Raw genomic sequence first — 26,386 nt, forward strand, 5'->3', positions numbered from 1 at the left:
CCGCTGGCCGGTAGCACCACATGCCAATCACGGCAATGCCGGCCAGCGGCCGGCACTACCGGTGAGGCAACCGCTGTGATCAGCGCTGCTCGGCGGCGACCAGCTCGGCCAGCTGCACGGCGTTCAGGGCAGCGCCCTTGCGCACGTTGTCCGACACGATCCACAGGTTCAGGCCACGCGGGTGCGACAGGTCCTCGCGGATGCGGCCGACGTACACCGCATCGGTCCCCGAAGCATGGGTAACCGGAGTCGGATAGCCACCGGACTCGTGACGATCCACCACTTCGATGCCCGGCGACTGCTCCAGCAGCGCGCGCGCTTCAGCGACGGTGACCTTGTCGCGGGTCTCGATCGCCACCGACTCGGAGTGGCCGTAGAACACCGGCACGCGCACCGCGGTCGGGTTCACCAAGATGCTGTCGTCGCCGAGGATCTTGCGGGTCTCCCAGATCAGCTTCATCTCTTCCTTGGTGAAGCCATTGTCCTGGAAGTCATCGATGTGCGGGATCAGGTTGAAGGCGATCTGCACCGGGAAGCGCTGCGGATCGATCTCCTGGAAGCTGAGCAACTGGCCGGTCTGCTTGCCCAGTTCCTCCATCGCCGAGCGGCCACCGCCGGACACCGACTGGTAGGTGGACACATTGATGCGCTCGATACCGTACTTGCGGTGCAGCGGCGCCAGCGCCACCAGCATCTGCATGGTCGAGCAGTTAGGGTTGGCGATGATGCCACGCGGACGGTTGGCGACCTGTTCCGGGTTGACCTCGGACACCACCAGCGGCACGTCATCGTCGTAACGGAAGGCCGAGGAGTTGTCGATCACCACCGCACCGGCGGCGGCGAACTTCGGTGCGTATTCCTTGGACACGCTGCCGCCAGCCGAGAACAGCGCGATCTCGACACCGGTCGGATCGAAGGTGGCCAGGTCCTGGACCTTGACCTTCTGGCCGTTGAATTCAATCTCGCCACCGGCCGAACGCTCGGAGGCGAGGACGCTCAGGGTGCCGACCGGGAAATCACGCTCGGCCAGGATCGACAACATGGTCTCGCCAACGGCGCCGGTGGCACCGACGACGGCGACGTGGAAACTGCGCTGTGCATTGCTCATGGGGAACTCTCACGAAAACGGGAATGGGGGAAAACACGCACGACAGCTGGGTTCGGGGAACCTCCTCAAGCGGGGCGCGCGGAGGTTCCCTATCGTTTCCCGGTTTTTTTGCCCAGCATCACGCGCGCGGCCATCGCCGCGTCAGCGTTGATCGCGCTCGGCATGCGCGACGGGCCGCCGTCCAGGCCGAGCCCGGCAGCCAGATTATCCACGGCCAGCTGTACCATCGCCGTGCGCGTGGCCAGCGAGGCGCTGCCGATATGCGGCGTGAGCACCACGTTGCGCAGCGCCAGCAGCTCCGGGCGCACCTTCGGCTCGCCCTCGTACACATCCAGGCCAGCGGCCGCCAGGTGGCCGTTGGCCAGTGCGTCGGCCAGCGCCAGTTCGTCGACGATGCCGCCGCGGGCGATGTTCACCAGGGTTGCCGTCGGCTTCATCTTCGCCAGCGCAGCTGCGTCGATGATGTGATGCGAGGCCGGCGTGTAGGGCAGCACCGTTACCAGATGGTCGGACTGTGCCAGCAGTGTATCCAGGTCCACATAGGTCGCGCGGAGCGACGCCTCGGTGTCGGCCGGCAACCGTGAACGGTTGTGGTACAGCACCTTCATGCCGAAACCGTGCGCGCCGCGGCGGGCGATGCCCTGGCCGATGCGGCCCATGCCAAGGATGCCCAGCGTGCTGCCATGGACATCCGCGCCCAGCATGGTCTGGAACGACCACTGCTGCCACTGCCCTTCACGCAGCCAGCGCTCGGACTCGGTGATCCGGCGCGCGGTTGCCATCAGCAGCGCGAAACCGAGATCGGCGGTGGTTTCGGTCAACACGTCCGGCGTGTTGCTGGCCAGGATGCCGGCCGCGCTGAGCGCGTCGACATCCAGGTTGTTGTAGCCGACGCCGACATTGGCGATCACCTGCAGCTGCGTGGCATCGGCCACCTGCGCCGCACCGATGCGCTCGTTGAGGGTGATGATCGCGCCGTCGGCGCTGGCCAGCTGTGCGGCGATCTGGTCCGGCGACCAGGCGGTGACGGTGTCGGTGCTGCGCAGCTGCACGCGATCGCGCAGCGGCGCGATGGCCGCCTCGATCAGCGGCTGGCTCACCCACACGGTCGGCCGCGTGTCAGCCATCGATCTGCCCGGGAATGCGCGGGGTGATCGTGCCGACATCGCCGCACTGCGCGCGATGACGCAGCGCCTGATCCATCAGCACCAGCGCCACCATCGCTTCGGCGATGGGCGTGGCGCGGATGCCGACGCAGGGATCGTGGCGGCCGGTGGTGACCACCTCGACCACGTTGCCGTCCGTATCCAGCGACGGGCCCCGCAGGCGCAGGCTGGACGTCGGCTTCAGGGCGATCGACGCAACGACCGGCTGGCCGGTGGAGATGCCACCGAGGATGCCGCCGGCATGGTTGCTGGCGAAGCCTTGCGGGGTCAGCAGGTCGCGGTGTTCAGTGCCCTTCTGCGCGGCGCTGGCGAATCCGTCGCCGATCTCCACGCCCTTCACCGCATTGATGCTCATCAGCGCAGCGGCCAGTTCGCCATCAAGCTTGCCGTAGATCGGCTCACCCCAGCCCGGCGGCACGTTGTCGGCGACCACGTCCACGCGCGCACCGACCGAATCACCGGACTTGCGCAGCGCATCCATGTACGCCTCGAGTTCCGGCACCTGTGCGGCGTGCGGCCAGAAGAACGGATTGTCTTCCACCGCCGACCATTCGAAACCGGCCGGGGTGATGTCGCCCAGCTGCGACAGGTAGCCACGCACGGTGACGCCGAAACGCTCGGCCAGCCACTTCTTGGCGACCACGCCGGCGGCCACGCGCATGGTGGTCTCGCGTGCCGAGGAACGGCCACCGCCACGCGGATCGCGGATGCCGTACTTGTGCCAGTAACTGTAGTCGGCATGGCCCGGGCGGAACTGCTGGCCGATATTGGCGTAATCCTTGCTGCGCTGGTCGGTGTTACGGATCAGCAGCGCGATCGGGGTGCCGGTGGTCAGGCCCTCGTATACGCCGGACAGGATCTCGACCTCGTCGGCCTCGCGCCGCGCGGAAGTGTGCCGGCTCTTGCCGGTCGCACGGCGCTGCAGGTCGTGGGCGAATTCGGCCGCGTCCAGCGCCAGCCCCGGAGGGCAACCATCGATCACGCAGCCGATGGCCGGCCCGTGCGACTCGCCGAACGTGGTGACGGTGAACAGCTTGCCGAACGAATTGGAGCTCACGGGCGCTGCGCCGCCAGTTCGGTGATGCGTGCGCTGTGGGCGATCAGCTCGCGGCATTCGACCGCAAAGATGCCCATCTGGCCGACCTTGAACTCGATCCAGGAAAAATCGACTTCCGGCAGCAGCTTGACCAGATGCTGTTCGGACTCACCCACTTCACAGATCAGCAGACCGTCTTCGCTCAGGTGCAGCGGGGCGTCGCGCAGGATCTTCAGCACCAGGTCCAGGCCATCGTCACCGGCACGCAGGCCCATTTCCGGCTCGTAGGAATATTCCTGCGGCAGGGCATCAGTCTCGTCGTTGGTGACGTACGGCGGGTTGGTGACGATCAGGTCGTAGTGGCGGCCGGTCAGGCCATTGAACAGGTCCGACTTGATCAGGGTGACGTTGTGCGCGTGCAGGCGCTCCTTGTTCTCCTCGGCCAGCGACAGTGCGTCGTCACTCAGGTCGACGCCGTCCACTTCCCAGTTCGGGTAGTAGTGGCCCATGGCGATGGCGATGCAGCCCGAACCGGTGCAAAGATCCAGCGCGCGGCTGACATCGCGGCCGGCCAGCCACGGTTCGAAACCACATTCGATCAGTTCGGCGATCGGCGAGCGCGGCACCAGCGCGCGCGTGTCACTCTTGAAGCTCAGGCCGGCGAACCAGGCCTCACCGGTCAGGTAGGCAGCGGGGATGCGTTCGTCGATGCGACGCTGGAACAGTTCCAGCACGCGCAGCTTTTCGGCCTGCAGCAGGCGTGCCTGGCCGTAGGCCGGGCCGAGGTCGTGCGGCAGGTGCAGGCTGTGCAGCACCAGTTGGGTGGCCTCGTCCAGCGCATTGTCGTAGCTGTGCCCGAAGGTCAGCCCGGCTTCGTTGAAACGGCTGGTGCCGTAGCGGATCAGATCGATGATCGTGTGGAGTTCGGCGGCCGTTTCAGCGGTCATGGCGGTACTGCGGGCAAAGTGGCCCCCGATTATAGGGGCTGGCGCCCGCGGCGGCATCCGTTGCGGCGGAAACGATCGGGCCACAGCCGGTATGATGGAGCCCATTTCGCGCGGGAGCCCCCATGTTCAATCGCAACGCCGGCATCATCCTGCTGATCGCCCTGGCCGCGGGGCTCGGCCTGCTCGCCGCCCAGCAGGTGTTCGCGCCGAAGCCGCCGGCCAACGCCCCGGCCACCGAAGCGATCACCCTGTACCCGCAGCCGCGTGAACTGCCCGACTTCAACCTGGCCCAGTCCGACGGCACCCGCCTGATCCCGGGCGAACTGAAGGGCCACTGGACCCTGGTGTTCCTGGGTTTCACCTTCTGCCCGGACGTCTGCCCGACCACCCTGGCCGAGCTGGCCGGCGCACAGAACCAGTGGGAAGCCCTGCCCGACAGCCTGCGCCCACGCGTGCTGTTCATCTCGGTCGACCCGGACCGCGACAGCGCCACCCGCCTTGGCGAGTACGTGCACGGCTTCCACAAGGACACCCTGGCCGCCACCGCCGATATCCCCTCGCTGGAGCGCTTCGCCACCTCGCTGGGGTTCGTGTTCCAGAAAGTGCCGGGCAAGCATTTCGACGAAAACCCCGAGGATTACACCGTCGAGCATTCGGCCAGCCTGGCCGTGCTCGACCCGCAGGGCCGCCTTGCCGGCCTGGTGCGCCCCCCGTTCAATGCGCCGGCGATCGCCCGCGACCTGCACAAGCTGACCGAGAAAACCGCCCCATGAGCCTCACCACCGCCCTGACGTACGCCCTGCCCCATCGCCTGCTGTCCTCGATGGCACGCTCGCTGGCGTACTCGGACGATCCGCGCGTGTCGCGCTGGCTGATCGACACCGTCACCCGCAAGTTCAACGTCAATCTGGACGAAGCGGCCAACCCGGACCCGCGCAGCTACGCAACCTTCAACCAGTTCTTCACCCGCGCGCTGAAGCCGGGCGCGCGCGTGGCCGATGCCGATCCGCGCAGCCTGGTGATGCCGGCCGACGGCCGCATCAGCCAGCTGGGGAAGATCGAGGCCGGCCGCATCTTCCAGGCCAAGGGCCAGTCATTCACCGCCGCCGAGCTGCTGGGCAGCGACGAGGACGCCAAGCCGTACAACGATGGCCTGTACGCCACCGTGTACCTGTCGCCGCGCGACTACCACCGCGTGCACATGCCGTGGACCGGCACCCTGCGTGAAACCGTGCACGTGCCAGGACGCCTGTTCAGTGTCGGTCCTGCGGCCGTCAACGGCGTACCGCGCCTGTTCGCACGCAACGAGCGCCTGGTCTGCCACTTCGACACCAGCTTCGGCCCGATGGTCAGCGTGATGGTCGGCGCGCTGCTGGTGTCCGGCGTGGAAACCGTGTGGAGCGGCGAGGAGATCCCGGCCTACGGCGATCGCATCACCCGCAAGGACTACCGCGGCCAAGGCATCAAGCTGGAGCGTTTCGCCGAGATGGCACGCTTCAATTACGGCTCGACCGTGGTGGTGCTGCTGCCGCCGGGCGTGGCCGAGTTCGCACCGCAGCTGGGCGCCGAAAGCCCGGTGCAGCTGGGCCAGGCCCTGGCAAAGCTGCGCTGACAAAAAGGGGACGGAGGGGATTAAGTCGTTTATGCATAAACGACTTAATCCCCTCCGTCCCCTTTTTCCACAACGGAATGCCGGCCAGCGGCCGGCACTACCGGTCGCGCGTTACTGCAGGACCGGGGCCGGTCCGACGTCCATGCCGTCGTAGTCTTCCACGCCGTGCTCCGCCGCCAGCGCCGCGAATTCCTGGTTGCGGCGGTCCAGCGAGGCTTCGTCGTGGATTTCCACGCGCTCCACGTGCAGCACGTGGAACGGCGCGTCGCCCTCTTCCGGTTCCTGCTCGAAGAGTTCCACGAAGGTGTAGCCCTGTGCCTGCAGGTGCTGGGCCAGCGCCTGCAGCGGCTCGGCACTGGCGTGGACGAAGAAATACCCCCACAGCAACGGGCCGTTGATGTCCCAGTCGGTGTTCTCGCGGAGGTTGGCGAACAGGTTGCGGGTGGCTTCGAGGTCCATACAAATTCCAGTGGTCTTGGGAATTACTTGTCGCAGCCCTGCAGCTTCAGCGTCTGGCCCTGGCGCAGGCTGTAGGCCGGCGCCTTCAGGCCGTTGGCGCGGGCCAGGGTCGGCAGGTCGCACTGGAACTTGGCGGCGATGGCCCCCAGGGTCTCCCCCCGGCCCACCTTGTGGCTGCGCGCCGGCTTCGGCCGGGCGGCCGGCGCTGGGCGCGGTGCCGCCACTGCAGCCACCGGTGCGGTCGGCACGCTGGTGGATGCAGCCGCGTCGGCCACCGGCACCACGCCGCCCACCGCCACGCTGCCGGTATAGCTCGACGCGGCCGGGCGCTTGATCGCCGCGTTGAGATCAGCGGTGATCAGCGTGCGGGCGAGGTCGGCACGCGGGCCACTGACGCAGTTGCGCTGGTACAGGCCGGCGATGCGGGTGGTGGCATTGATCAGCGTGCCGGCCGGGATCCAGCCATCGGCCTCATAGCGCGGGTTGAGGTTGCGCAACGCACGCATGTAGCCATCGCGGGTACCGTGGCTGCCCAGGCAGATGGTCAGTTCATAGATGGTGGTGGACTTGGCCAGCCGCAGCGTGGCCGGCTGCGCGCTGATCTTCGGGAACTCCACGCCGTACTGCTGCGGGTGCAGGAAGATCCATGCCGCGGCAATCACCATCGGCACGTAGTCCTTGGTCTCGCCCGGGAACTGGTTGTAGACGCTGTCGGTCCAGAAGCTCTGCCCACCGCTCTGCTTGAACACGCGCGCAGCACGGCCTTCGCCGCCGTTATAGGCGGCCACCGACATTTCCACGTTGTTGTTCAGTTCGCGCAGGCGCTCGTTGAGGTAGCTGGCGCTGGCCTCGGCGGCGCTGCGCGCGTCGAAGCGGGTATCGAAGCCGGTGCCGTCCGGGCCCAGGCCGAAACGGCGGCCAGTGGCTGGCATGAACTGCATCAGGCCGGCGGCGCCGGCGCGCGAGGAAGCATGCACACGGCCATTGGATTCCTTGGCCATGATCCCGAACAGCAGCGCCTCGGGCAGGCCGCGCTTTTCCCACTCCGGCCACATCACCGCGCGCAGGTTCTGGTAATTCTCGTAGCTGGTCAGCAGCGCCGGGAGCATGTCGGTCAGCCAGCGGCGGATGCCGGCCTGCACCGCCGGGTTGTACTCGACCATCGTGTCGAAGGCGTGCCGCTTGTCGTTCAGCAGCGCGGCAGCGCGTGCGGCCTCGGGCACGTCGGCGGTAAGCGGGCCGATGTGATCCGGGTCGGCTTCCAGGCGGTCACCGCTCTCGTCGGCCACGTCATCGCTGGCGGCGGCATCGGCGTCGTGCTTGAGCAGCCGCTTGTAGCTGGCCAGCAGGGTCCCCATCTGGCAGCCCTTCTGCTTCACGCAGTCGTTGAGGACATCTTCCATGTCCTCCAGCGCGGCATCGGCCTCGTTGCTGCCCTTGGGGTCGGCATTGGCGACCAGCAGCAGGGCATCGCCGTAGCGCTTTTCGGCGGCGGTCATGCGCTGCTGCAGCGCATCCACCTTCACCTTGTCCCGGGCCGAAACCCGCTGTGCGTGGGCGTCGGGCGCCAGGGAAACCAGGCCGGCCAGGGCCAGCAGCGGCCAACCGCGGGAAATCAGGACAGGAACGGGCATTGATGGCACTGTGTGCAAAACAGGCAGGCAGAGTAGCGGCGCCGCCAAGGTCCGGGCAAGCCGACCTTCGGACCGTCACTGCCGGCGGTTAACATTGGGCTATTCATCACAAGGGCTGGACCATGGATCCGATTCTGCTCGGCAAAGGCATTACCGACGATATTGCCGTCACCCTGCTGCCGAAACTCGGCAACCGCCACGGCCTGGTGGCCGGCGCCACCGGTACCGGCAAGACCGTGACCCTGATGACCCTGGCCGAGGGCTTCTCGCGACGGGGCGTGCCGGTGTTCCTGGCCGATGTGAAGGGCGATGTCTCCGGCCTGGCCGTGCCCGGCAGCGGCGCCGAGAACCTGCTCGAGCGTGCCGTCGAGATCGGCGTGGCCGACTATGCGCCGGCCGCCAGCCCCACCATCTTCTGGGACCTGTACGGCAAGCTGGGCCACCCGGTGCGCACCACGGTCAGCGAGATGGGCCCGACCCTGCTGTCGCGCATCCTCGAATTGAACGACACCCAGGCCGGGGTACTCGACATCGTATTCAAGCTGGCCGACGACCGCGGCCTGCTGCTGCTGGACATGGACGACCTGCGCGCCCTGCTCGGCCTGGTTGCCGAGGAGCGCAAGGACATTTCCACCGAGTACGGCCTGGTCAGTGCGCAGTCGATCGCGGCGATCCAGCGTTCGGTGCTGCGCCTGGCGCAGGACGGTGGCGAGCAATTCTTCGGCGAACCGGCGCTGGAACTGGCCGACATCATGCGGGTCAACCACGACGGCCGCGGCATGATCGGCATCCTCGCCGCCGACCAGCTGGTGCTCAAGCCGAAGCTCTATTCCACCTTCCTGCTGTGGCTGCTGTCGGAGCTGTTCGAGCAGCTGCCGGAGGTGGGCGACCTGGACAAGCCGAAGCTGGTCTTCATCTTCGACGAAGCGCACCTGCTGTTCGACGATGCACCGCCGTCGCTGGTGCAGCGCATCGAGCAGGTGGTGCGCCTGATCCGTTCCAAGGGCGTGGGCGTTTACTTCTGCTCGCAGTTCCCCGACGACGTGCCGGGCAACATTCTCGGCCAGCTGGGCAATCGCGTTCAGCACGCACTGCGTGCGTTCACCCCGCGCGACCAGAAGGCGGTGAAAACCGCGGCCGAGACGTTCGTGCCGAATCCCAAGCTGGACGTGGCCAAGGTGCTGAGCCAGCTCGGCACCGGCGAGGCACTGGTATCCACGCTGCAGGACAAGGGCGTGCCGATGCCCGTGCAGCAGACGTTGATCGCGCCGCCGCGCTGCCGGATGGGACCGATCACCGAGGCCGAGCGTGCACAGGTACGCGCCGGCAGCCCGGTCGGCAGCCGCTACGACACCGCGATCAACCGCGAATCGGCCGCCGAACTGCTGGCCAAGCGCGCGCAGAAGAGCATCGAGCAGGCACAGGCGCCGGCCGCGCGCAGCCGCGAGCAGGACGAAGCTCAGGAAGGGGGTTTCGGCCAGGCCATCAAGGACGCGATCTTCGGCACCAAGCGCCGCCAGGGCATGATCGAGACCATGGCCAAGCAGACCACGCGTACTGTCGGCACCAAGCTGGGCAACCAGATCGTGCGCGGCATCCTCGGTGGCATCTTCGGCGGCAAGCGCTAGCTGCCCCTGCTGGGGTCAGAGCCCTTTCCGCTGGAAAGGGATCTGACGCCGCTCTCTCATTCGTCATCCAGAAAAGAAGTCGTATTGCATGTCCCGTTGGCGTCCCCCCGCAGAAAAAAGCACCGCCCTGATCACCGCTTCCGGGCATGCGCGACTGAAGGCCGAACTGGATGAGCTATGGCGCGTGCGCCGTCCGGAGGTGGTGAAAGCGCTCGCCGCCGCTGCCGCAGAAGGCGACCGTTCCGAGAACGCCGAGTACACCTACCGCAAGAAGCAACTGGGCGAGATCGACCGCCGCGTGCGCTACCTGACCAAGCGGCTGGAATCGCTGCGCGTGGTCGATACCACGCCGACCGATCCGCTGGCAGTGTTCTTCGGCGCGTGGGTGGAACTGGAGAACGTGGACAGCGGCGACACCAGCCGCTACCGCATTGTCGGCCCGGATGAGACCGATGCGGGCCTGGGCTGGATCAGCATCGATTCCCCCCTGGCGCGTGCGCTGCTGAAGAAGCGGCTGGATGATGAGTTCTCGGTGGAGCTGCCCGGCGGGCAGTTCACCTTTGCAGTGATCGGCGTGGAGTACGAGCCTGTGTAGCGTCGAGCCATGCCCGACCTCGCCGCCGTTGTAGAGCCGAGCCCATGCTCGGCTGAAGCGCCGCGCAGCCGGGCATGGGCTCGGCTCTACAACGGTGGCGGGTACGTGCGCCCTGCACGCAGCGGGCGGAAATAGTCGGCATTGCGGTAGAAGGCGGAATCCTGCACGTCGTGCCAGCCTGGGATTCCAGCCAACGGCAGCGGACGCAGCTGCAGCGGATCGGTCACTGCCCTGCCCTCGGCAATGGCCGCAGTCATCACGTCAACGCAGGCAGCATCGGCATCACCCTGCACCACCACGCACTTGCCGACCAGCAATCGCCCCGGCAGCAGTGCCTGTTCCATCAGCGCATGCCCGAATACCACAGTGATGGCGATGTCACCGCTCTGCCAGTTCACCGGGTCAAACAACGCGGGCCAGTCGTGTGCGTCCCAGGCAGCCAGCAGTGAGTCATCGCGCACACGCACGATCACGCCGGTTTCGTCGAACTGGGTCAAGGCGGCCTGCGCGCGGTTGCGCTGGCCGGGTGGCATCGCCTCGATATGCAGGCACTGCCGCACGTTGAGCGCGCGCTTCAGCTGCGGCTGTGAGGCCCACACCAGCGCATTGAACAGGTCGTGCCAGTTGCCGGCACGGGTGGCGATGCGTCCCTGCGCGATACGCACTTCGTAGTGCAGGCCATCGGCCTGCAGCGCGGCGTCCTGTTCAACCAGGCGCTTGCCAGGCACGGCCAGGCGTGCATCGAGCGCCGCGATGGACGGCCATGCGGTGCCGTCCAGCAGGTCACGGAAGTCCTGAAGCCCGGCAAACAGCGGGTGCTCGAACCGCCGTGCAGCTACCGCCGCACGTGGCGGCGGTACGAAGCGCCGTGAACCGCCGCCGTTGCCGGTGGCGGCCGTCGCTGCGATCACAGCACCTTGAGGTCGAACGCCGGACGGGGGGCGGCCGCCAGCGCGTCACCGTACAGGTCATGCTCGTCGCTCTCGGTGATCTCCACGTCGACGAATTCGCCCACGCGCAGCGGCACCTGGTCGGCATTCTGGATGTGCACCAGACCGTCGATCTCCGGGGCATCGGCCTTGGAGCGGGCCACGGCGATGTCGCCTTCGATGCCGTCGACCAGGCACTGCTGCACGGTGCCGATCTTGGCCTCCAGGCGCGCGGCGGAAATCTGCGCCTGCTTCTCCATGAAACGGGCCAGGCGTTCCTGCTTCACCTCTTCCGGCACGGCGTCAGGCAGGTCGTTGGCGGTGGCACCCGCGACCGGCGAGTAGGCGAACGCACCGACGCGATCCAGCTGCGCTTCGTCAAGGAACGACAGCAGTTCCTCGAACTCGGCTTCGGTCTCGCCCGGGAAGCCGACGATGAAGGTCGAACGCACAGTGATGTCCGGCGCGATACGGCGCCAGTTCTGCACGCGCTCCAGGGTCTTCTCCACCGCGCCGGGGCGCTTCATCAGGCGCAGGATGCGCGGGCTGGCGTGCTGGAACGGGATATCCAGGTACGGCAGGATGCGGTTCTCGGCCATCAGCGGCACCACTTCATCCACGTGCGGATACGGGTAGACGTAGTGCATGCGCACCCACGCATCCAGCTCCGACAGGCCTTCGCACAGCGCCTTCAAACGGGTCTGGTAGGCCTTGTCGCGCCACATCTTTTCGGCGTACTTCACGTCCACGCCGTAGGCCGAGGTGTCCTGCGAAACCACCAGCAGCTCGCGCACGCCGCCACGCACCAGGCGCTCGGCTTCACGCAGCACCTCGTCGACCGGGCGCGAAACCAGCTTGCCGCGCATCGACGGAATGATGCAGAAGCTGCATTTGTGGTTGCAGCCCTCGGAAATCTTCAGGTACGCGTAGTGCCGCGGGGTCAGCTTGATACCGTAGTCGGGCACCAGGTCCACGAACGGATCGTGCTTGGGCGGCAGTGCTTCATGCACCGCTTCCATCACGCTCTGGTAATCCTGCGGGCCGGACACCGCCAGCACGTTGGGGTACGCCTCGCGGATCTGCTCCGGGCGCTTGCCCAGGCAACCGGTGACGATCACCTTGCCGTTCTGGTTCATCGCCTCGCCGATCGCGTCCAGCGACTCGGTCACCGCAGAATCGATGAAGCCACAGGTGTTGACCACCACCACGTCGGCCGAATCGTAGGACGGGACGATGTCGTAGCCTTCCGAGCGGAGCTGGGTGAGGATGCGCTCGGAATCGACGAGGGCCTTCGGGCAGCCAAGGCTGACGAAGCCGACTTTGGGCTTCAGCTGGGACATGGAAATCGCGGGACTCTGGGGGCCTGGGCCCCTGCCGCCATGGCAGGGGTTCCTGGGGGCCGGGGCCTGAAAGGGCGCCAGTATACCGGGGTTGGCGGCCGCGCTCTGAATGCCCAGCCGACCGATACGGCACAGCCACTGACGCCGCGCTAACCGGCGCAGCACCGACAATGCAGTTCTGTTTCCAGCAACGAGGAAGATGACGATGGCCGAGTGGATCACCCTGGATACGCATCACGGCCCGGTACGGGCCTGGCAGGCCCTGCCGGAAGGCACCGCGCGCGGCGGCCTGGTGGTGGTGCAGGAAATCTTCGGCGCCAATCCGCATATCCGCAGCGTGGCCGAGCGCTTCGCGGCGGAAGGCTATGCGGTGCTGGCGCCCTCGTTCTTTGACCTGCTCGATGGCCCCGACGCCGATCCGGACGCGCTGCCCTACGACGCCGACGGCGTGAAGCAGGGCCTGGAACGGGTCGGCGCGCTGGGCATGGAGCGGGCGCTGGAAGTGGTCCGCGCGGCGGCCACCCGGCTGGCCCCCTACGGCAAGGTGGGCACCGTCGGCTACTGCTGGGGCGGCACGGTGGCGATGCTGTCCGCAGTGCGCCTGGGGCTGCCGTCGGTCAGCTACTACGGCGCCCGCAACGTCCAGTTCCTTGATGAGACACCCAAGGCGCCGGTGATCTTCCACTTCGGCGCCCAGGACCGCAGCATCCCACCGGAAGCCGTGCAGGCCCACCGCGAGAAGCTGCCGCAGATGGCCACCTACGTCTATCCGGCCGATCATGCCTTCAACCGGGAGGTCGGACATGCGTATGATCCAGACAGCGCCGCCCTGGCGCTGCAACGCACCCTGGACTTCTTCTCGGAGCATCTTGGATGAGCGAATTCGAACTCGATTCACGCCTGGCCACCGATAGCGTGCTGGTGGCGGAAGGACCGTTGTCGCAAGTGCGGCTGATGAACGACGAACGATTCCCCTGGCTGGTGCTGGTACCGCGCCTGGCCGGGGTCACCGAGTGGATCGAGCTGGACGGCGAGCAGCAGGACAAGCTGCGCACCGAGCTCAACCGCGCCTGCAAGGCCCTGAAGGGCTCCGACGGGGTGGAAAAGATCAACATCGGGGCGCTGGGCAATATCGTGCGCCAGCTGCACTTCCATGTGATCGGCCGCCATGACGGTGATCCGGCCTGGCCGGGCCCGGTCTGGGGCAGCGGCCCGGCGCACCGCTACGAGCCGGCGGCGCTGGACCAGCATGTCGCCTACTGGAAGGAACGGCTAGGATATCCGGCCCTGTCCTGAGCCTTCGCCGACCCGATGCGATTCAACCTCGTTGCCGCCGTCCTGCTGATCCTGATCGGCCTGTTCATGCTCGCCAGTAATCTCGGCTGGACGCACCTGAACCTGTCCAAGCTGCTGCTGACCTGGTGGCCGGTGGCCCTGGTGGGTGTCGGCATCGCGATGCTGTTCGGTCGCGGCAAATAAGAAAGGCGGCGCATTGCGCCGCCTTCCTTCATGTGGAGCCGGGCCATGCTCGGCTGCCCTGCCTTGAAGCCGAGCATGGCTCGGCTCTACAAATCGCCTGCAATCTTCAGGTCCGCGGCAGGGTCACGCCGGTCTGGCCCTGGTACTTGCCGCCACGGTCGCGGTACGACGTCTCGCAGATGTCATCGGCGGCCGCCTGGAAGAACAGCATCTGCGCCACGCCTTCGTTGGCGTAGATGCGCGCCGGCAGCGGCGTGGTGTTGCTGAATTCCAGGGTGACGTGGCCTTCCCATTCCGGCTCCAGCGGCGTCACGTTGACGATGATGCCGCAGCGCGCGTAGGTGCTCTTGCCCAGGCACACCACCAGGGTATCGCGCGGAATGCGGAAGTACTCCACGGTACGCGCCAGCGCGAAGCTGTTGGGCGGGATGATGCACTCATCGCCGACGATATCCACGAAGCTGCCCGGATCGAAGTGCTTGGGATCGACGATCGTCGAGTTGATGTTGGTGAACACCTTGAACTCGCGCGAGCAGCGCACGTCATAGCCATAGCTGGACGTGCCGTAGCTGACGATGCGCTGGCCGTTGGCCTGCTTGACCTGCCCGGCCTCGAACGGCTCGATCATGCCGTGCTGCTCGGACATGCGGCGGATCCAACGGTCACTCTTGATGCTCATGCTTTGTCCTGGGGGTACGAGGGGGCGCGAGGATTCTAGCAGGGGGCCGGCCTGCGCCGGCGGCCCCTGCCCCAGCACTTACAGCAGCGAGGACAGGATCGGGATCGAGGCCCGCGGGCGCTTGCCGACTTCCTCGATCAGGCGCTGCGCGGCATGGCGGTAGGCCTGGGCCGGTGCCGAATCCGGCTGGGCCACGGTGATCGGCGTGCCTGCATCGCCCTGCTCGCGGATGCCGATCTGCAGCGGCAGCGACCCCAGCAGCGGCACGCCGTACTGCGCGGCCATGCGCTCGCCGCCGCCCTCGCCGAACAGGTGCTCGATGTGCCCGCAGCTGCTGCACGTGTGCACCGCCATGTTCTCGACGATGCCCAGCACCGGCACCTCGACCTTCTCGAACATCTTCAGCGCCTTCTTCGCATCCAGCGTGGCGATGTCCTGCGGCGTGGTGACGATCACTGCACCGGCCAACGGAATCTTCTGGGTCAGGGTCAGCTGGATGTCACCCGTGCCCGGCGGCAGGTCGATCAGCAGGAAATCCAGGTCGTCCCACAGGGTATCGTTGAACAGCTGGGTCATCGCCGAGGTGGCCATCGGGCCGCGCCAGATCATCGGGGTGTCTTCTTCGATCAGGTAGCCGATCGACATGGTGTCCACGCCGAACGCACGCAGAGGCTCGATGCTCTTGTTGTCCGGGCTTTCCGGGCGGCCGGACAGCCCCAGCATGGCCGGCACGCTGGGGCCGTAGATGTCGGCGTCGAGCACGCCCACCCGCGCACCGAGCTGCTGCAGCGCCACGGCCAGGTTCACCGAGGTGGTGGACTTGCCGACGCCGCCCTTGCCCGAACCGACCGCGATGACATTGCGGATGCGGGCATGCGGCGTAAGTCCCTTCTGGACCTGGCTGGCATGGGGACGGCGGGGAGAACTGTTCACAACGAGCACCGGCGGAGTCAGGGGGATAACCCGACATCATACAAGCTGGACGTAACCTGACTGAAATTCAGGATTGCGACGGATTCGTGCACAAATTGTTAAGTTCATGTTACGTTCGATCAGCACTGTTTTGAGCTGCGGAGCCCGTTGTTCCGGCCCGCGCGATGGCGCATGCGCAGTGCCGTTTTTGTTTTTTGCTCTCCATTGGAACTACATGAAACACGTCAGCAATACCGCACGTCGCAACACGCTCGCCGTCGCCCTGATTTCCGCTCTGATGGCCGCCGCCCCGGCAATGGCCCAGGACAAGGCGACCAACCTGGACAAGATCACCGTCACCGGTTCGCTGATCCCGCAGACCCAGGTCGAAACCCAGACCCCGGTGATGTCCATCACCGCCGAAGACATCCAGACCCGCGGCTTCAGCAGTGTTGCTGAAGTGCTGCAGCAGTCATCGCTGACCACCGGCGGCCTGCAGGGTGGCCAGACCTCGGGTGCGTTCACTCAGGGCGCCGAAGCCGCCGGCATGTTCGGCCTGAATCCGGGCTACACCAAGTACCTGATCAACGGCCGCCCGATGCTCTCCTATCCGGCGCTGTACAACGGCAGCGAGTCGTTCAACAACATCAGCGGCATTCCGATCGACATCGTCGAGCGCATCGAAGTCCTGCCGGGCGGCCAGTCGTCGCTGTACGGCTCGGACGCGATCGCCGGCGTGGTCAACATCATCCTGAAGGAACGCATGGACGGCGGCACGATGTCGATCCGTGGCGGTACCTACACCGAAGGTGGTGGCAGCAACATCCGCTTCAGCGCCGCCAAGGGCTTCAACGCGTTCGACGACCGCTTCCACGCGCTGGTCAACGTGCAGATCGAAAACGGCAGCCCGATCTGGGGCTACCAGCGTGACATCACCAAGCAGAACAACCCGGTCGGTTACACCGCGCAGTTGCCGTCGAACGACTTTGCTGTCATCGGCAACGCCGACAACAAGCTGTACATGATGGACCCGACCCGCTGCGCCAACGTGGCAGGCCTGTACGACGGCACCACCACCGTCGGCAAGCGTGCATCTGGCGAATCGTGCGGCTCGGTGTACAGCGCCGGCTACAAGACCCTGAAGAACGGCAAGAACAGCGGCCAGTTCTACTCGTCGATGACCTTCGACGTGAACGACAACTTCCAGCTGTTCGCCGACGTGCTGTACAGCAAGGAAAAGACCGAGTTCACCTCCGGCTCCAGCGCCCTGTGGTGGGGCACCAAGTCGGTGATGGGCGGCTTCTACGACCAGGGCCTGGGCAAGGTCGTGAACCTGCAGCGCGCCTTCGCGCCGGAAGAAATCGGCCCGGGCCACTACAACAACATCCTGAACTCCGATGAGAGCCGTTCCTACCAGGTCACCCTGGGCGGCAAGGGCATGGTCGGCGACTGGGACTACAGCGCCAGCTTCACCCGCGGCGAATACCGTCTGGACCAGAACCGCTTCGCGCGCTGGAAAGACAAGATCGAAGGCTTCTTCGGCGACACCGTGCTGGGCCCGCGCCTGGGCACCACTGCTGATGGCTTCGGCATCTACAACCCGAACTACACCGCCTTCTACTCGCCGATCACCCCGGACCAGTTCGCCAGCTTCACCGGCTATGGCACCCACCGCAGCAAGACCTGGCAGAACTTGGGTCGCGTGCAGGTGACCAACGGTTCGCTGTTCTCCCTGCCGGGCGGCGACGCCGGCCTGGCCGTCGTGCTGGAAGGCGGCAGCGAAGGTTGGGACTACTCGCCCGACCAGGCCTTCGTCGATGGCAACGCGTGGGGCGCCAGCGCCGTGGCCGGTGCCGGCCACCGCAGCAACTACGCGGTGACCAGCGAACTGCGCATGCCGGTGTTCGAGTCGCTGACCATCAGCGCCTCGGGCCGCTATGACGCCTTCAAGATCGCCGACAAGACCGTCGACAAGGCCACCTACAGCATCGGCCTGGAATACCGTCCGGTGGAAAGCCTGCTGCTGCGCGGCAAGTACGGCACCGCGTTCCGCGCGCCGACCCTGTCCGATGCCTTCCAGGGGATGAGCGGCTCGTTCGCCTCCGGCCAGAACGACTACTACCGCTGCAGCCAGATGGGTTACGCGCTGCGTGACGAAGCCTGCTCGTTCTACAAGACCACCTCGGTGTACAGCGAAAAGTCCGGCAACCCGGACCTGAAGCCGATCACCGCCGACGTGTGGAGCGCAGGCGTGGTGTGGGCCCCGGTGAGCAACTTCTCGCTGTCGGTCGACTACTACAACTGGAAGATCAAGAACGAGGTCAAGACCCTGAGCACCGACCAGCTGCTGCTGGCCGAGTACCAGTGCCACAACGGCCTGCCGAACAACACCTCGGCCAGCTGCCAGAACGTGACCGACTGGGTGACCCGCGACGCCGGTGGCAACCTGACCCGCGTGTACACCCCGAAGCTCAACGTGGCCAGCCAGAACCTGGAAGCGGTGACCGTCGGTGCCAAGTACCAGCAGGACCTGGGCCGCTTCGGTTCGCTGATGTTCTCCGGCAACTACACCAACATGCTCAAGCGTGAAGTGGTGGCCCTGCCGGGTGCGCAGAAGCTGGACCTGCTGAGCGATCCGTACAACATGTGGTACTACGACAACTTCGCCAAGGTACGCGGCGACGTGTCGGTGGGCTGGGCCATCTCCAAGTTCACCACCACCGTGTACGCCAACTACGTCGGCAGCACCCCGAACTACCTGGCCTACACCGGCCGCAGCTATGACTACGTCCACTCCTCCGGCGCCAAGGCCGGCAAGTGGGGCTCGTACACCACGTACAACATGAGCCTGAACTACCAGGCACAGGACGATCTGACCCTGTCGCTGATGGTCAACAACGTGTTCAACAAGCTGCCGGAAGGCCAGCGCTACAACTACCCGGGCAACGAATCGACCCCGTTCAACGACGGCTTCTACAGCGTCTACGGCCGTCAGATCTCGGCCCAGGTCAAGTACGACTTCTGATCCCGTCGTATTCCGGACCGCGTGTCTGGACCAGGCCCCGCTTCGGCGGGGCCTTTTTTTTTGCCTACGATCAGGCCGAACCGTCCCGTTCAGAAAAAAGTCACTTTCGAACGGAATGGTGACAATGCGATACAGATCAAACAGATACGTTGATTTCGACGCGCGTTCTCGCAGTCAGCGCGGCTGACGAATCACACCTCCATGACTGCATCATGAATGCTTGACAGCCTTGGTTAATGTGATGTTAATCTCGAGTCATCGGCACGTGAAGCCGGTACCAGCGCCGGGCGGCGGCACGCTGCCGACACTGGGCAAGGGACACACGGAGACGTCGACAAGGACCAGTCCCGGTGTACGACGCAATCATTCGATTCAAGGGGATTTCAGATGATCAATCGCAAGTCGCTCAGCAAGCATCCGCTGAGCTTCGCCCTCGCCTCTGCCGTGCTGCTCGCCGCAGCCGCCCCGGCGATCGCCCAAGACGCCTCCAGCACGACGCAGACCGAGGAAGCGCCCAAGTCGAAGGCCACCAACCTGGACACGGTGACCGTCACCGGTTCGCGCATCAGCCGCGACGTGTTCAACTCGGTTTCGCCGGTGCAGGTCGTCACCCGTGAAGAAACCACCCTGGCCGGCTTCAACTCGACCACCGCCGCCCTGCAGAGCACGGCGGTCACCGCCGGTGCGGCACAGATCAACAACGCCTACGGCGGCTACGTCACCGACGGCGGCCCGGGCGCCAACACCCTGGGCCTGCGCGGCCTCGGCCCGACCCGCACCCTGATCCTGCTCAACGGCCGCCGCGTATCGCCGGCCGGTACCCGCGGCTCGGTCGGCTCGACCGACCTGAACGTGCTGCCGAACTCGATCGTCGACCGCGTCGAGATCCTGAAGGACGGCGCCTCGTCCATCTACGGCTCCGACGCCGTGGCCGGCGTGATCAACATCATCACCAAGACCAAGGTCGACGGTGTCACCTTCGAAGCGCAGCACAACGCCACCGACGGTGGCGGCGGTGAAGAGCGCCGTTACTCGATCATGTTCGGTTCCACCGGCGAGCGCTCGCACTTCTCCGGTTCGTATGAGTACTACACCCGCAACGAACTGACCCTGGCCGACCGCAGTTGGGCAGGCGGCTGCCCGACCGACATGTACCGTGACATCGAGGCCGGCGACTCCTGGGGCAGCGGTGACTTCATCGATCCGCTGACCGGCAAGCCCAAGTGCTGGTCGCTCGATGCCGGCGGCACCACCCTGAACACCATCGGCACCAACACCCGTACCGGTGTGGCCGCTCCGGGCGGCGTCGGCACCCGCTTCAACCGCTGGCGCCCGAACGCGGCGATCACCACCGGCCTGGTCGGCTACGAAGGCGTGGACCTGAACACCCGCGACACCTTCGACCCGGCCATGCGCAACGAGTCGCTGATCTCGCCGACCAAGACCCACACCCTGTACTTCCAGGGCGGCTTCGACCTCAATGCACTGGGTGATGCCGAGCTGTACTACGAGTTCCTGGGCAACAAGCGCAAGTCGACCCAGACCGGTTACCGCCAGCTGACCCTGGACTACGCCGTGGGCAGCCCGCTGATCCCGGCCAACCTGCGTGACAGCGTAGCCGGCGCCCCGACCGACCAGACCAGCGGCAGGAACCTGGGCGTGCGTGCGTTCATCGGCTTCGGCAACGACACCAACAAGCAGAACGTCGACTTCCTGCGCTTCAATGCCGGCCTGCGTGGCCACCTGAGCTCGGAGTGGAACTATGACTTCAACGTCATGCACGCCCGCAGCGACGCCGACTACACCTTTGAAAGCTTCCTGACCAGCCGCCTGCGCCAGAGCCTGGACGTGGTCTCCAACGGTGCAGGTGGCTATGTCTGCCGCGACGCTTCCAACGGCTGCATCGCCGCGCCGGCGCTGAACACCAACACCATCGGCGGCAAGCTGCCGCAAGACTGGAAGGACTGGGTGTTCGTGCCGGTCACCGGCAACACGCTGTACAAGGAAACCACGGTCAACTTCAACGTCAACGGCCCGCTGTTCGACATGCCCTACGGCTCGGCCGGCGGCGCGTTCGGCGTCGAGTACCGCAAGGCACGGATCGACGACACCCCGTCGCCGTACTCGATCAATGCCGACCTGTACAACCTGACCAACGCCACCCCGACCCGCGGTTCGGACTCGGTGCTCGAGGCCTACGGCGAACTGGAACTGCCGCTGCTGTCCGGCGTCACCGCTGCCGAGGAACTGACGGTCAACCTGTCCGGCCGCTACACCGACTACAAGTCCTACGGCTCGGATGAGACCTACAAGATCGGCGCGCTGTGGACGCCGGTGAAGTGGCTGTCGTTCCGTGCTTCGTACGGCACCTCCTACCGCGCACCGGCGCTGTTCGAACAGTTCCTGGGCGGCACCACCGGCTTCCTGAGCAGCAGTGCCGACCCCTGCAACGAGTATGGTGATCGCAACCCGAGCTCGCCGCGCTACCAGAACTGCGCATCGCTGGGCCTGGCACCGGACTACCTAGCCACCCAGGGCGTGACCGTGGTCACCCAGGGTGGTGCCGAGGCCGGCCTGGAAGCCGAAACCTCCAAGGCCAAGACCCTGGGCGTGGTGATCCAGCCAGAATTCGGCAGCGGCTTCGGTGACCTGTCCTTCGCCGCCGACTACTTCGACATCGAAGTGAAGAACGGCGTCGACAGCGCGGGCGGCGCGAACATCCTGTCGCGCTGCTATGACAGCGGCAGTGCCGACTTCTCCTCCGGTTCGGGTCTGTGCCGCCTGGTGGCCCGCAACCCGGTCAACAACCAGCTGGTGGTGACCAACGGCTTCATCAACCTGTCCACCGACAAGGTCCGTGGCCTGGACTTCACCACCCGCTATGTCCGCGAAATCGGCCCGGGCACCCTGCGCACCACGCTGCAGTTCACCCACTACCTGGAACAGGCCAGCAAGGTCTTCTCCGACGATCCGCTGGTGGACTACAACGGCATGCTGTCGCGTCCGGAAAACACCGCCTCGCTGGACCTGAGCTACAAGTGGAAGAACTGGCAGGTGCGTTACGGCCTGGACTGGATCGACAAGATGGACAGCTACGCGTACTACGAGGAGCGCAACCCGGGTGACTTCGATCCGGCTACCTCGGCGTACAAGCTGTACACCCCGAACTACTTCCTGCAGGCCATCTCGGTGAAGTATGAAGCGGATAAGTGGTCGGTCACCGGTGGCGTGCGCAACTTCGCCGACCGCAAGCCGCCGACCATCTCCCAGGGTGTCTACAGCACCGTCGGCAACGCGCTGTTGTACAGCGGCTTTGACTACTTCGGTCGCAGCTACTTCCTGAACATCACGCGTTCGTTCTGATCCTGCTCCCTGCAACCGCCGCCCTTCGGGGCGGCGGTTCCATTTCAGGCACTGCCTTTTCCACAGGCAGCTGCCACTGCATTCCGAGGTTGCAATGAAGCGAACCCTGTTGCTGGCGGCCCTGGCCAGTGTTTCCCCGTCCCTGCACGCCAAGCCCGAAGCTCCGACCATTGAGCAGATGGCGGCCTTCCCCGCCATCTCCAGCCTGTCGCTATCGCCGGATGGCCAGCACATCGCCGGCCTGCGGGCCAATGGCGAAGAGCGCGTGATCGTGGTGTGGCGCACCGATGCACTGGACAAGCCGCCAACGGTGATCGGCGCCAACCGCATGAAGTTCCAGAGCGTGTCGTTCATCAAGAACGGGCAGCTGGCGGTGGTGCTGTGGCAGCCCTACGACCTGCGCGCGGACCGGGTGACCAAGACCTTCGTCAGCAAGTTCTTCATCACCGACATCGAAGGCAAGCTATGGAAGGAGCCGATCACGCCGCCACGTGCCAGCAGCCGCAGCGAGGAGCTCGAGCAGGCCCTGGCCAACGCCACGGTACTGGACACCCTGCCCAACGATCCGGACCACATCCTGGTGGTCAACGGCAGTGGCAGCAGCTCCGGTGACGTCTACAAGGTCGACCTGCGCAACTTCACCTCGCAGCGCATCCAGAAGACCGAAGAGCGCGTGGCCGGCTACATCACCGACCTCGACAGCGAGCTGCGCGCACGCCTGCGCCAGGATGTCGACGGCACCGGTGCCTACGTCGCCACCGAGTTCCGGTCGCCCGCCACCGGTACCTGGGAAGAGCACTTTCGCTCCTATGTGAAGAACCGCGACGTCAACCAGGTGATCGGCTTTGCCGACGACCCGAACATCGCCTTCGTGCTCAGCAATGTCGGCCGCGACAAGGCGATCGTGTATGAGTACGACATCAGCGCGCGCAAGCAGAAGGAAGTGCTGTTCGAGCACAAGCTGTTCAACGCCGGTTCGATGCTGATCAACCGCTTCCGCAAGGGTGCGGTGCCGTTCGGCGAGATCATGGGCATCGGCTACGCCGGTCCGCGCGGTGACGACATGCAGTGGACCTCGCCGCGCATGAAGGCGCTGGACCAGGGCCTGCGCCAGGCCCTGGGCATCACCCAGGAACCGCTGGCGATGGTCGATACCGCCAACGGCCAGCGCTTCACCGCCAACTACGATACCGGCGTGAGCCTGCGCATCGTCGACTACACGGCGGACCTTTCCAACGTGCTGGTCGTTACCTCCGGGCCTTCCAATCCGCCCGAATACCACCTGCTGCACGACGGCAAGCTGACCCTGCTGGCGAAGACCTACCCGCAGATCCAGCCTGCCGCGCTGGGCCAGACCCGGCTGGTCTACTACAAGGCACGCGACGGGCTGGACATTCCTGCATTCCTCACCACGCCCAGCACCGAGCTGTGCGGCGCCGGCCCCTGGAAGGCGGTCGTGCATCCGCACGGCGGGCCCTGGGCGCGCGATGGCATGGACTTCGATGGCTCGATGTGGGTCCCGCTGATGGCATCGCGCTGCATGGCGGTGCTGCGCCCGCAGTTCCGTGGCTCGGCCGACTGGGGCCGCAAGCTGTGGATGGCCGGTGACGCCGAGTGGGGCCAGAAGATGCAGGATGACAAGGACGACGGCGCGCAGTGGATGATCGACCAGAAGATCGCCCGCCCCGGCCACATCGCCATGTTCGGCTTCTCCTATGGCGGCTATTCGGCGTTTGCGGCCTCGGTGCGCCCCAACGGCCTGTACAAATGCGCCATTGCCGGCGCCGGCGTCTCGGATATCAAGAAGATCTGGTCGCGCTTCTATACCAACCCATTCTTCCGCCAGGCCCAGGCCCCCACGGTGGCCGGCCTGAACCCGGTGGACAAGGCCGGCGAGATGAAGATCCCGTTGATGGTCTACCACGGCGATCGCGACCGCACGGTGCCGATCGAACAGTCGGAGTGGTTCGTGAACAAGGCGAAAGGTTCCGGCCAGCCGGTCGAGTTCCACGCCATCGCCGACTACGCCCACGGGCCGGCCTGGACGCGCCGCATCATGGCCGACCAGTTGCAGCTGATAGACGACTACCTGGGCAAAGGCTGCGGCGGCGGCGGCCTGTAAGCGTTACCGGCCTACAGCAGGGGCGCCCGGCGGGCGCCCTTGCACGTTCTGGCCCTTGCGCGGGGACATGACCTTCGACACCCTTGCAGGTCTGGCCGGCGGCGTATCGTTCGGCCCACGGTCGCACCTGCGGCCACTCCCTGACTCACTCGGCCTGGAGGCCATTCAAGTGACCCGTACTCCCAAGATCGTGCTGCTGACCCTGGCCGTTTCGGCCGCGCTGGTTGGCTGCGGCAAGACTGAAACCCCGGCCAAGGATGCCGCCGCCTCCGCCCCGGCCACCGCCGAAGCCACCACCTATAAGCTGGACGAGAGCAAGCTGCCGGCCTACAACGCCTTCCAGCCGAGCGACCTGGACACCACCAAGGACGCCTGCACCGCCTTTGGCGACTACGTCAACAGCAAGTGGCTGGCCGCCAACGAAATCCCGGGCGACCGCACCAGCTGGGGCGCGTTCACCATCCTCGACGAGCGTTCGGTGGCCGTGCAGCACCAGCTGGCCGAACAGGTCGCGCAGGTCAAGAACCCGAACCACATCGAGAAGATCGTCGGCGACCTGTGGGCGACCGGCATGGACGAAGCGAAGATCAACGCGCAGGGCATCGAGCCGCTGAAGGCGGACCTGGCGGCGATCGACGGCCTGCAGGACAAGGCAGCGATCGCCAATTACCTGCGCACCAGCGCCGCCAAGGGTGACAACGTCCTGTTCGGCTTCGGTGCCGAAGCGGACTTCAAGAACTCGGCCATGAACATGGCCTACGCCAGCCAGGGCGGCCTGGGCCTGCCGGATACCACCTATTACACCGATGCCAAGAACGCCGACAAGCTGAAGGCCTACCAGGCGCACGTCGCCAAGGTGCTGGAGCTGTCCGGCGTCGCCGCGGCCGACGCGGCCAAGCAGGCCGAGGACGTGGTCAAGTTCGAAACCCGCCTGGCCAAGGCTTCCAAGTCGCGCGTCGAGCTGTCGCGCAACGTCGAGCTGTACTACAACCCGGTCACCCTGGCCGACGCCGACAAGCTGACCCCGAACTTCAGCTGGACCGAGTTCTTCAAGTCGCAGGGCGTGGCCGCACCGGAGAAGTTCTCGCTGGCCATGCCGGCTTTCCATGAGGAAGTGAGCAAAGCGCTGGGCGATACCGACCCGTCGGTGTGGCGCGCCTACCTGCGCTTCCACACCGTGGACAGTGCCTCGCCGTACCTGGCTGACGCCTTCGTGCAGGAGAACTACGAGTTCTACGGCAAGACCCTCAACGGCCAGAAGGAACAGAAGCCGCGCTGGAAGCGCGTGCTGGGCACCATCGAGAATGATGCCGGTGAAGCCTTCGGCCAGCTGTACGTGAAGGTTGCCTTCTCGCCGGAAGCCAAGGCGAAGATGGAAGAACTGGTAAAGAACCTGGCCGCCGCGCTGAAGGACCGCATCCAGGGCCTGAGCTGGATGAGCGAGGAAACCAAGGCCAAGGCCATCGCCAAGTGGGAGACCTTCACCCCGAAGATCGGTTACCCGGACAAGTGGCGCGACTGGTCGGGCCTGCAGACCCAGCGCGACAGCTTCCTCGGCAACGTGCGCGCGGCCAACGAGTTCAACTACAAGTTCAACCTGTCCAAGATCGGCAAGCCGGTGGACAAGACCGAGTGGGGCATGACCCCGCAGACCGTCAACGCCTACTACAACCCGCTGCAGAACGAGATCGTGTTCCCGGCCGCCATCCTGCAGCCGCCGTTCTTCGATCCGAAGGCCGACGACGCGCTGAACTACGGCGGCATCGGTGCGGTGATCGGTCATGAGATGACCCACGGCTACGACGACCAGGGTGCGCGCTTCGGGCCGACCGGCAACATGGAAGACTGGTGGACCCCGGCCGACAAGAAGAACTTCGAAGGCCTGACCGGCAAGCTGGTCAAGCAGTTCGACCAGTACAAGGTGGACGGCCAGGCCGTGAACGGCCACCTGACCCTGGGCGAGAACATCGCCGACCTGGGTGGCCTGGCCACCGCCTACGACGCCCTGCAGAAGGCCTCCGCCGGCAAGGAAGATGCGAAGGTCGATGGCTTCACCCGAGACCAGCGCTTCTTCTTCAACTGGGCCACCGTGTGGCGCACCAAGTACACCCCGGAAAACGCCAAGGTCCGCCTGGCCACCGACCCGCACGCCCCGGCGCAGTTCCGGGCCATGGGTGCGCCGTCGAACCTGCCGACCTTCGCCGCCGCGTTCCAGTGCAAGGCCGGTTCGCCGATGGCCCGCACCGGCGAGCAGCAGGTGGTGATCTGGTAAGCAACGGCTGACGTTGCGGCGTACCTGCAAGGGCCCGGGAATTCCCGGGCCTTTGTTTTTCACAGCGCCCGTCATCCACG

Annotated in this window: 21 protein-coding genes; 11 read left to right on the plus strand and 10 right to left on the minus strand. The window is 65.8% G+C overall.

Annotation, left to right across the window (positions count from 1 at the left end; all coding sequences use genetic code 11):
• Positions 1-79 precede the first annotated feature (79 nt).
• From ROV93_RS08670 to prmB, 4 genes are all read right to left on the minus strand, one after another.
• On the minus strand, positions 80-1,108 hold the full coding sequence (locus ROV93_RS08670) for an aspartate-semialdehyde dehydrogenase (protein ID WP_072168506.1): 1,029 nt from the start codon (positions 1,106-1,108) through the stop codon (positions 80-82).
• Between the two features lie 89 nt (positions 1,109-1,197).
• A complete protein-coding gene (locus ROV93_RS08675; RefSeq protein ID WP_072168507.1) occupies positions 1,198-2,235 on the minus strand; it encodes a D-glycerate dehydrogenase in 1,038 nt (345 codons plus the stop codon).
• On the minus strand, positions 2,228-3,331 hold the full coding sequence (gene aroC, locus ROV93_RS08680) for a chorismate synthase (protein WP_072168508.1): 1,104 nt from the start codon (positions 3,329-3,331) through the stop codon (positions 2,228-2,230). Before aroC ends, ROV93_RS08675 begins: the two co-directional genes overlap by 8 nt.
• The gene (prmB, locus tag ROV93_RS08685; protein WP_312539298.1) at positions 3,328-4,257 is read right to left on the minus strand and encodes a 50S ribosomal protein L3 N(5)-glutamine methyltransferase; all 930 of its coding nucleotides are present in this window, start codon (positions 4,255-4,257) and stop codon (positions 3,328-3,330) included. Before prmB ends, aroC begins: the two co-directional genes overlap by 4 nt.
• 122 nt (positions 4,258-4,379) lie before the next feature.
• Here prmB and ROV93_RS08690 point away from each other — a divergent pair, with 122 nt between their 5' ends.
• Both ROV93_RS08690 and asd read left to right on the plus strand, forming a co-directional pair.
• Positions 4,380-5,030, plus strand: a complete 651-nt coding sequence (locus tag ROV93_RS08690) for an SCO family protein (RefSeq protein WP_072168509.1) — start codon at positions 4,380-4,382, stop codon at positions 5,028-5,030.
• Positions 5,027-5,869: an archaetidylserine decarboxylase gene (gene asd, locus ROV93_RS08695; protein ID WP_053501139.1), complete on the plus strand. Its 843-nt coding sequence runs from the start codon at positions 5,027-5,029 to the stop codon at positions 5,867-5,869. Before ROV93_RS08690 ends, asd begins: the two co-directional genes overlap by 4 nt.
• A 111-nt stretch (positions 5,870-5,980) precedes the next feature.
• On the opposite strand, the gene ROV93_RS08700 is transcribed toward asd, so the two are convergent.
• Both ROV93_RS08700 and ROV93_RS08705 read right to left on the minus strand, forming a co-directional pair.
• Positions 5,981-6,328: a ribonuclease E inhibitor RraB gene (locus ROV93_RS08700; protein ID WP_049414732.1), complete on the minus strand. Its 348-nt coding sequence runs from the start codon at positions 6,326-6,328 to the stop codon at positions 5,981-5,983.
• Between the two features lie 23 nt (positions 6,329-6,351).
• Positions 6,352-7,962 carry a transglycosylase SLT domain-containing protein gene (locus tag ROV93_RS08705; protein WP_180890657.1) on the minus strand — a complete coding sequence of 537 codons (1,611 nt, stop codon included), beginning with the start codon at positions 7,960-7,962 and terminating at the stop codon, positions 6,352-6,354.
• Between the two features lie 122 nt (positions 7,963-8,084).
• On the opposite strand from ROV93_RS08705, the gene ROV93_RS08710 reads away from it, so the two are divergent.
• A complete protein-coding gene (locus ROV93_RS08710; RefSeq protein WP_072168511.1) occupies positions 8,085-9,590 on the plus strand; it encodes a helicase HerA-like domain-containing protein in 1,506 nt (501 codons plus the stop codon).
• A gap of 88 nt (positions 9,591-9,678) precedes the next feature.
• Entirely contained in the window at positions 9,679-10,185 is a 507-nt protein-coding gene (gene greB / locus ROV93_RS08715; RefSeq protein ID WP_005418006.1) for a transcription elongation factor GreB, read from the plus strand.
• A gap of 86 nt (positions 10,186-10,271) precedes the next feature.
• On the opposite strand, the gene ROV93_RS08720 is transcribed toward greB, so the two are convergent.
• Both ROV93_RS08720 and rimO read right to left on the minus strand, forming a co-directional pair.
• Complete coding sequence (locus ROV93_RS08720) at positions 10,272-11,096, minus strand: DUF3025 domain-containing protein (protein ID WP_072168512.1); 825 nt, start codon at positions 11,094-11,096, stop codon at positions 10,272-10,274.
• Positions 11,093-12,454 carry a 30S ribosomal protein S12 methylthiotransferase RimO gene (gene rimO, locus ROV93_RS08725; protein ID WP_312539308.1) on the minus strand — a complete coding sequence of 454 codons (1,362 nt, stop codon included), beginning with the start codon at positions 12,452-12,454 and terminating at the stop codon, positions 11,093-11,095. The genes ROV93_RS08720 and rimO overlap by 4 nt, the downstream gene beginning before the upstream one ends.
• 205 nt (positions 12,455-12,659) lie before the next feature.
• Here rimO and ROV93_RS08730 point away from each other — a divergent pair, with 205 nt between their 5' ends.
• The 3 genes from ROV93_RS08730 to ROV93_RS08740 are packed head-to-tail and all read left to right on the plus strand — an operon-like array spanning position 12,660 to position 13,933.
• The gene (locus ROV93_RS08730) at positions 12,660-13,331 is read left to right on the plus strand and encodes a dienelactone hydrolase family protein (protein ID WP_065179170.1); all 672 of its coding nucleotides are present in this window, start codon (positions 12,660-12,662) and stop codon (positions 13,329-13,331) included.
• Complete coding sequence (locus ROV93_RS08735) at positions 13,328-13,750, plus strand: HIT family protein (RefSeq protein ID WP_049414742.1); 423 nt, start codon at positions 13,328-13,330, stop codon at positions 13,748-13,750. The genes ROV93_RS08730 and ROV93_RS08735 overlap by 4 nt, the downstream gene beginning before the upstream one ends.
• Positions 13,751-13,765: 15 nt before the next feature.
• Entirely contained in the window at positions 13,766-13,933 is a 168-nt protein-coding gene (locus ROV93_RS08740) for a DUF5668 domain-containing protein (protein ID WP_005418011.1), read from the plus strand.
• Between the two features lie 106 nt (positions 13,934-14,039).
• On the opposite strand, the gene dcd is transcribed toward ROV93_RS08740, so the two are convergent.
• Both dcd and apbC read right to left on the minus strand, forming a co-directional pair.
• Positions 14,040-14,612: a dCTP deaminase gene (gene dcd, locus ROV93_RS08745; protein ID WP_005418012.1), complete on the minus strand. Its 573-nt coding sequence runs from the start codon at positions 14,610-14,612 to the stop codon at positions 14,040-14,042.
• A 78-nt stretch (positions 14,613-14,690) separates the two neighbouring features.
• Positions 14,691-15,545: an iron-sulfur cluster carrier protein ApbC gene (gene apbC / locus ROV93_RS08750; protein ID WP_005418013.1), complete on the minus strand. Its 855-nt coding sequence runs from the start codon at positions 15,543-15,545 to the stop codon at positions 14,691-14,693.
• 214 nt (positions 15,546-15,759) lie between these two features.
• On the opposite strand from apbC, the gene ROV93_RS08755 reads away from it, so the two are divergent.
• The 4 genes from ROV93_RS08755 (at position 15,760) to ROV93_RS08770 (ending at position 26,306) form a co-directional block, all read left to right on the plus strand.
• Complete coding sequence (locus ROV93_RS08755; RefSeq protein ID WP_072168514.1) at positions 15,760-18,549, plus strand: TonB-dependent receptor; 2,790 nt, start codon at positions 15,760-15,762, stop codon at positions 18,547-18,549.
• Between the two features lie 387 nt (positions 18,550-18,936).
• Entirely contained in the window at positions 18,937-21,912 is a 2,976-nt protein-coding gene (locus ROV93_RS08760; protein WP_005418015.1) for a TonB-dependent receptor, read from the plus strand.
• Between the two features lie 94 nt (positions 21,913-22,006).
• Complete coding sequence (locus ROV93_RS08765; RefSeq protein ID WP_312539315.1) at positions 22,007-24,034, plus strand: prolyl oligopeptidase family serine peptidase; 2,028 nt, start codon at positions 22,007-22,009, stop codon at positions 24,032-24,034.
• A 169-nt stretch (positions 24,035-24,203) separates the two neighbouring features.
• Positions 24,204-26,306 (plus strand): M13-type metalloendopeptidase, encoded by a 2,103-nt coding sequence (locus tag ROV93_RS08770; RefSeq protein ID WP_072168541.1) that lies wholly within the window; start codon positions 24,204-24,206, stop codon positions 26,304-26,306.
• The last annotated feature ends 80 nt before the right edge of the window (positions 26,307-26,386 follow it).

Source organism: Stenotrophomonas maltophilia group sp. msm4 (assembly GCF_032025605.1).
GTDB lineage: Bacteria > Pseudomonadota > Gammaproteobacteria > Xanthomonadales > Xanthomonadaceae > Stenotrophomonas > Stenotrophomonas sepilia.

What these genes read in the sequence shown, in the direction of transcription:
- ROV93_RS08670 (WP_072168506.1), bottom strand. Translation starts at nt 1,108, where the DNA reads ATGAGCAATGCACAGCGCAGTTTCCACGTCGCCGTCGTCGGTGCCACC.
- ROV93_RS08675 (WP_072168507.1), bottom strand. Translation starts at nt 2,235, where the DNA reads ATGGCTGACACGCGGCCGACCGTGTGGGTGAGCCAGCCGCTGATCGAG.
- prmB (WP_312539298.1), bottom strand. Translation starts at nt 4,257, where the DNA reads ATGACCGCTGAAACGGCCGCCGAACTCCACACGATCATCGATCTGATC.
- ROV93_RS08690 (WP_072168509.1), top strand. Translation starts at nt 4,380, where the DNA reads ATGTTCAATCGCAACGCCGGCATCATCCTGCTGATCGCCCTGGCCGCG.
- asd (WP_053501139.1), top strand. Translation starts at nt 5,027, where the DNA reads ATGAGCCTCACCACCGCCCTGACGTACGCCCTGCCCCATCGCCTGCTG.
- ROV93_RS08700 (WP_049414732.1), bottom strand. Translation starts at nt 6,328, where the DNA reads ATGGACCTCGAAGCCACCCGCAACCTGTTCGCCAACCTCCGCGAGAAC.
- ROV93_RS08705 (WP_180890657.1), bottom strand. Translation starts at nt 7,962, where the DNA reads ATGCCCGTTCCTGTCCTGATTTCCCGCGGTTGGCCGCTGCTGGCCCTG.
- ROV93_RS08710 (WP_072168511.1), top strand. Translation starts at nt 8,085, where the DNA reads ATGGATCCGATTCTGCTCGGCAAAGGCATTACCGACGATATTGCCGTC.
- greB (WP_005418006.1), top strand. Translation starts at nt 9,679, where the DNA reads ATGTCCCGTTGGCGTCCCCCCGCAGAAAAAAGCACCGCCCTGATCACC.
- rimO (WP_312539308.1), bottom strand. Translation starts at nt 12,454, where the DNA reads ATGTCCCAGCTGAAGCCCAAAGTCGGCTTCGTCAGCCTTGGCTGCCCG.
- ROV93_RS08730 (WP_065179170.1), top strand. Translation starts at nt 12,660, where the DNA reads ATGGCCGAGTGGATCACCCTGGATACGCATCACGGCCCGGTACGGGCC.
- ROV93_RS08735 (WP_049414742.1), top strand. Translation starts at nt 13,328, where the DNA reads ATGAGCGAATTCGAACTCGATTCACGCCTGGCCACCGATAGCGTGCTG.
- ROV93_RS08740 (WP_005418011.1), top strand. Translation starts at nt 13,766, where the DNA reads ATGCGATTCAACCTCGTTGCCGCCGTCCTGCTGATCCTGATCGGCCTG.
- dcd (WP_005418012.1), bottom strand. Translation starts at nt 14,612, where the DNA reads ATGAGCATCAAGAGTGACCGTTGGATCCGCCGCATGTCCGAGCAGCAC.
- ROV93_RS08755 (WP_072168514.1), top strand. Translation starts at nt 15,760, where the DNA reads ATGAAACACGTCAGCAATACCGCACGTCGCAACACGCTCGCCGTCGCC.
- ROV93_RS08760 (WP_005418015.1), top strand. Translation starts at nt 18,937, where the DNA reads ATGATCAATCGCAAGTCGCTCAGCAAGCATCCGCTGAGCTTCGCCCTC.
- ROV93_RS08765 (WP_312539315.1), top strand. Translation starts at nt 22,007, where the DNA reads ATGAAGCGAACCCTGTTGCTGGCGGCCCTGGCCAGTGTTTCCCCGTCC.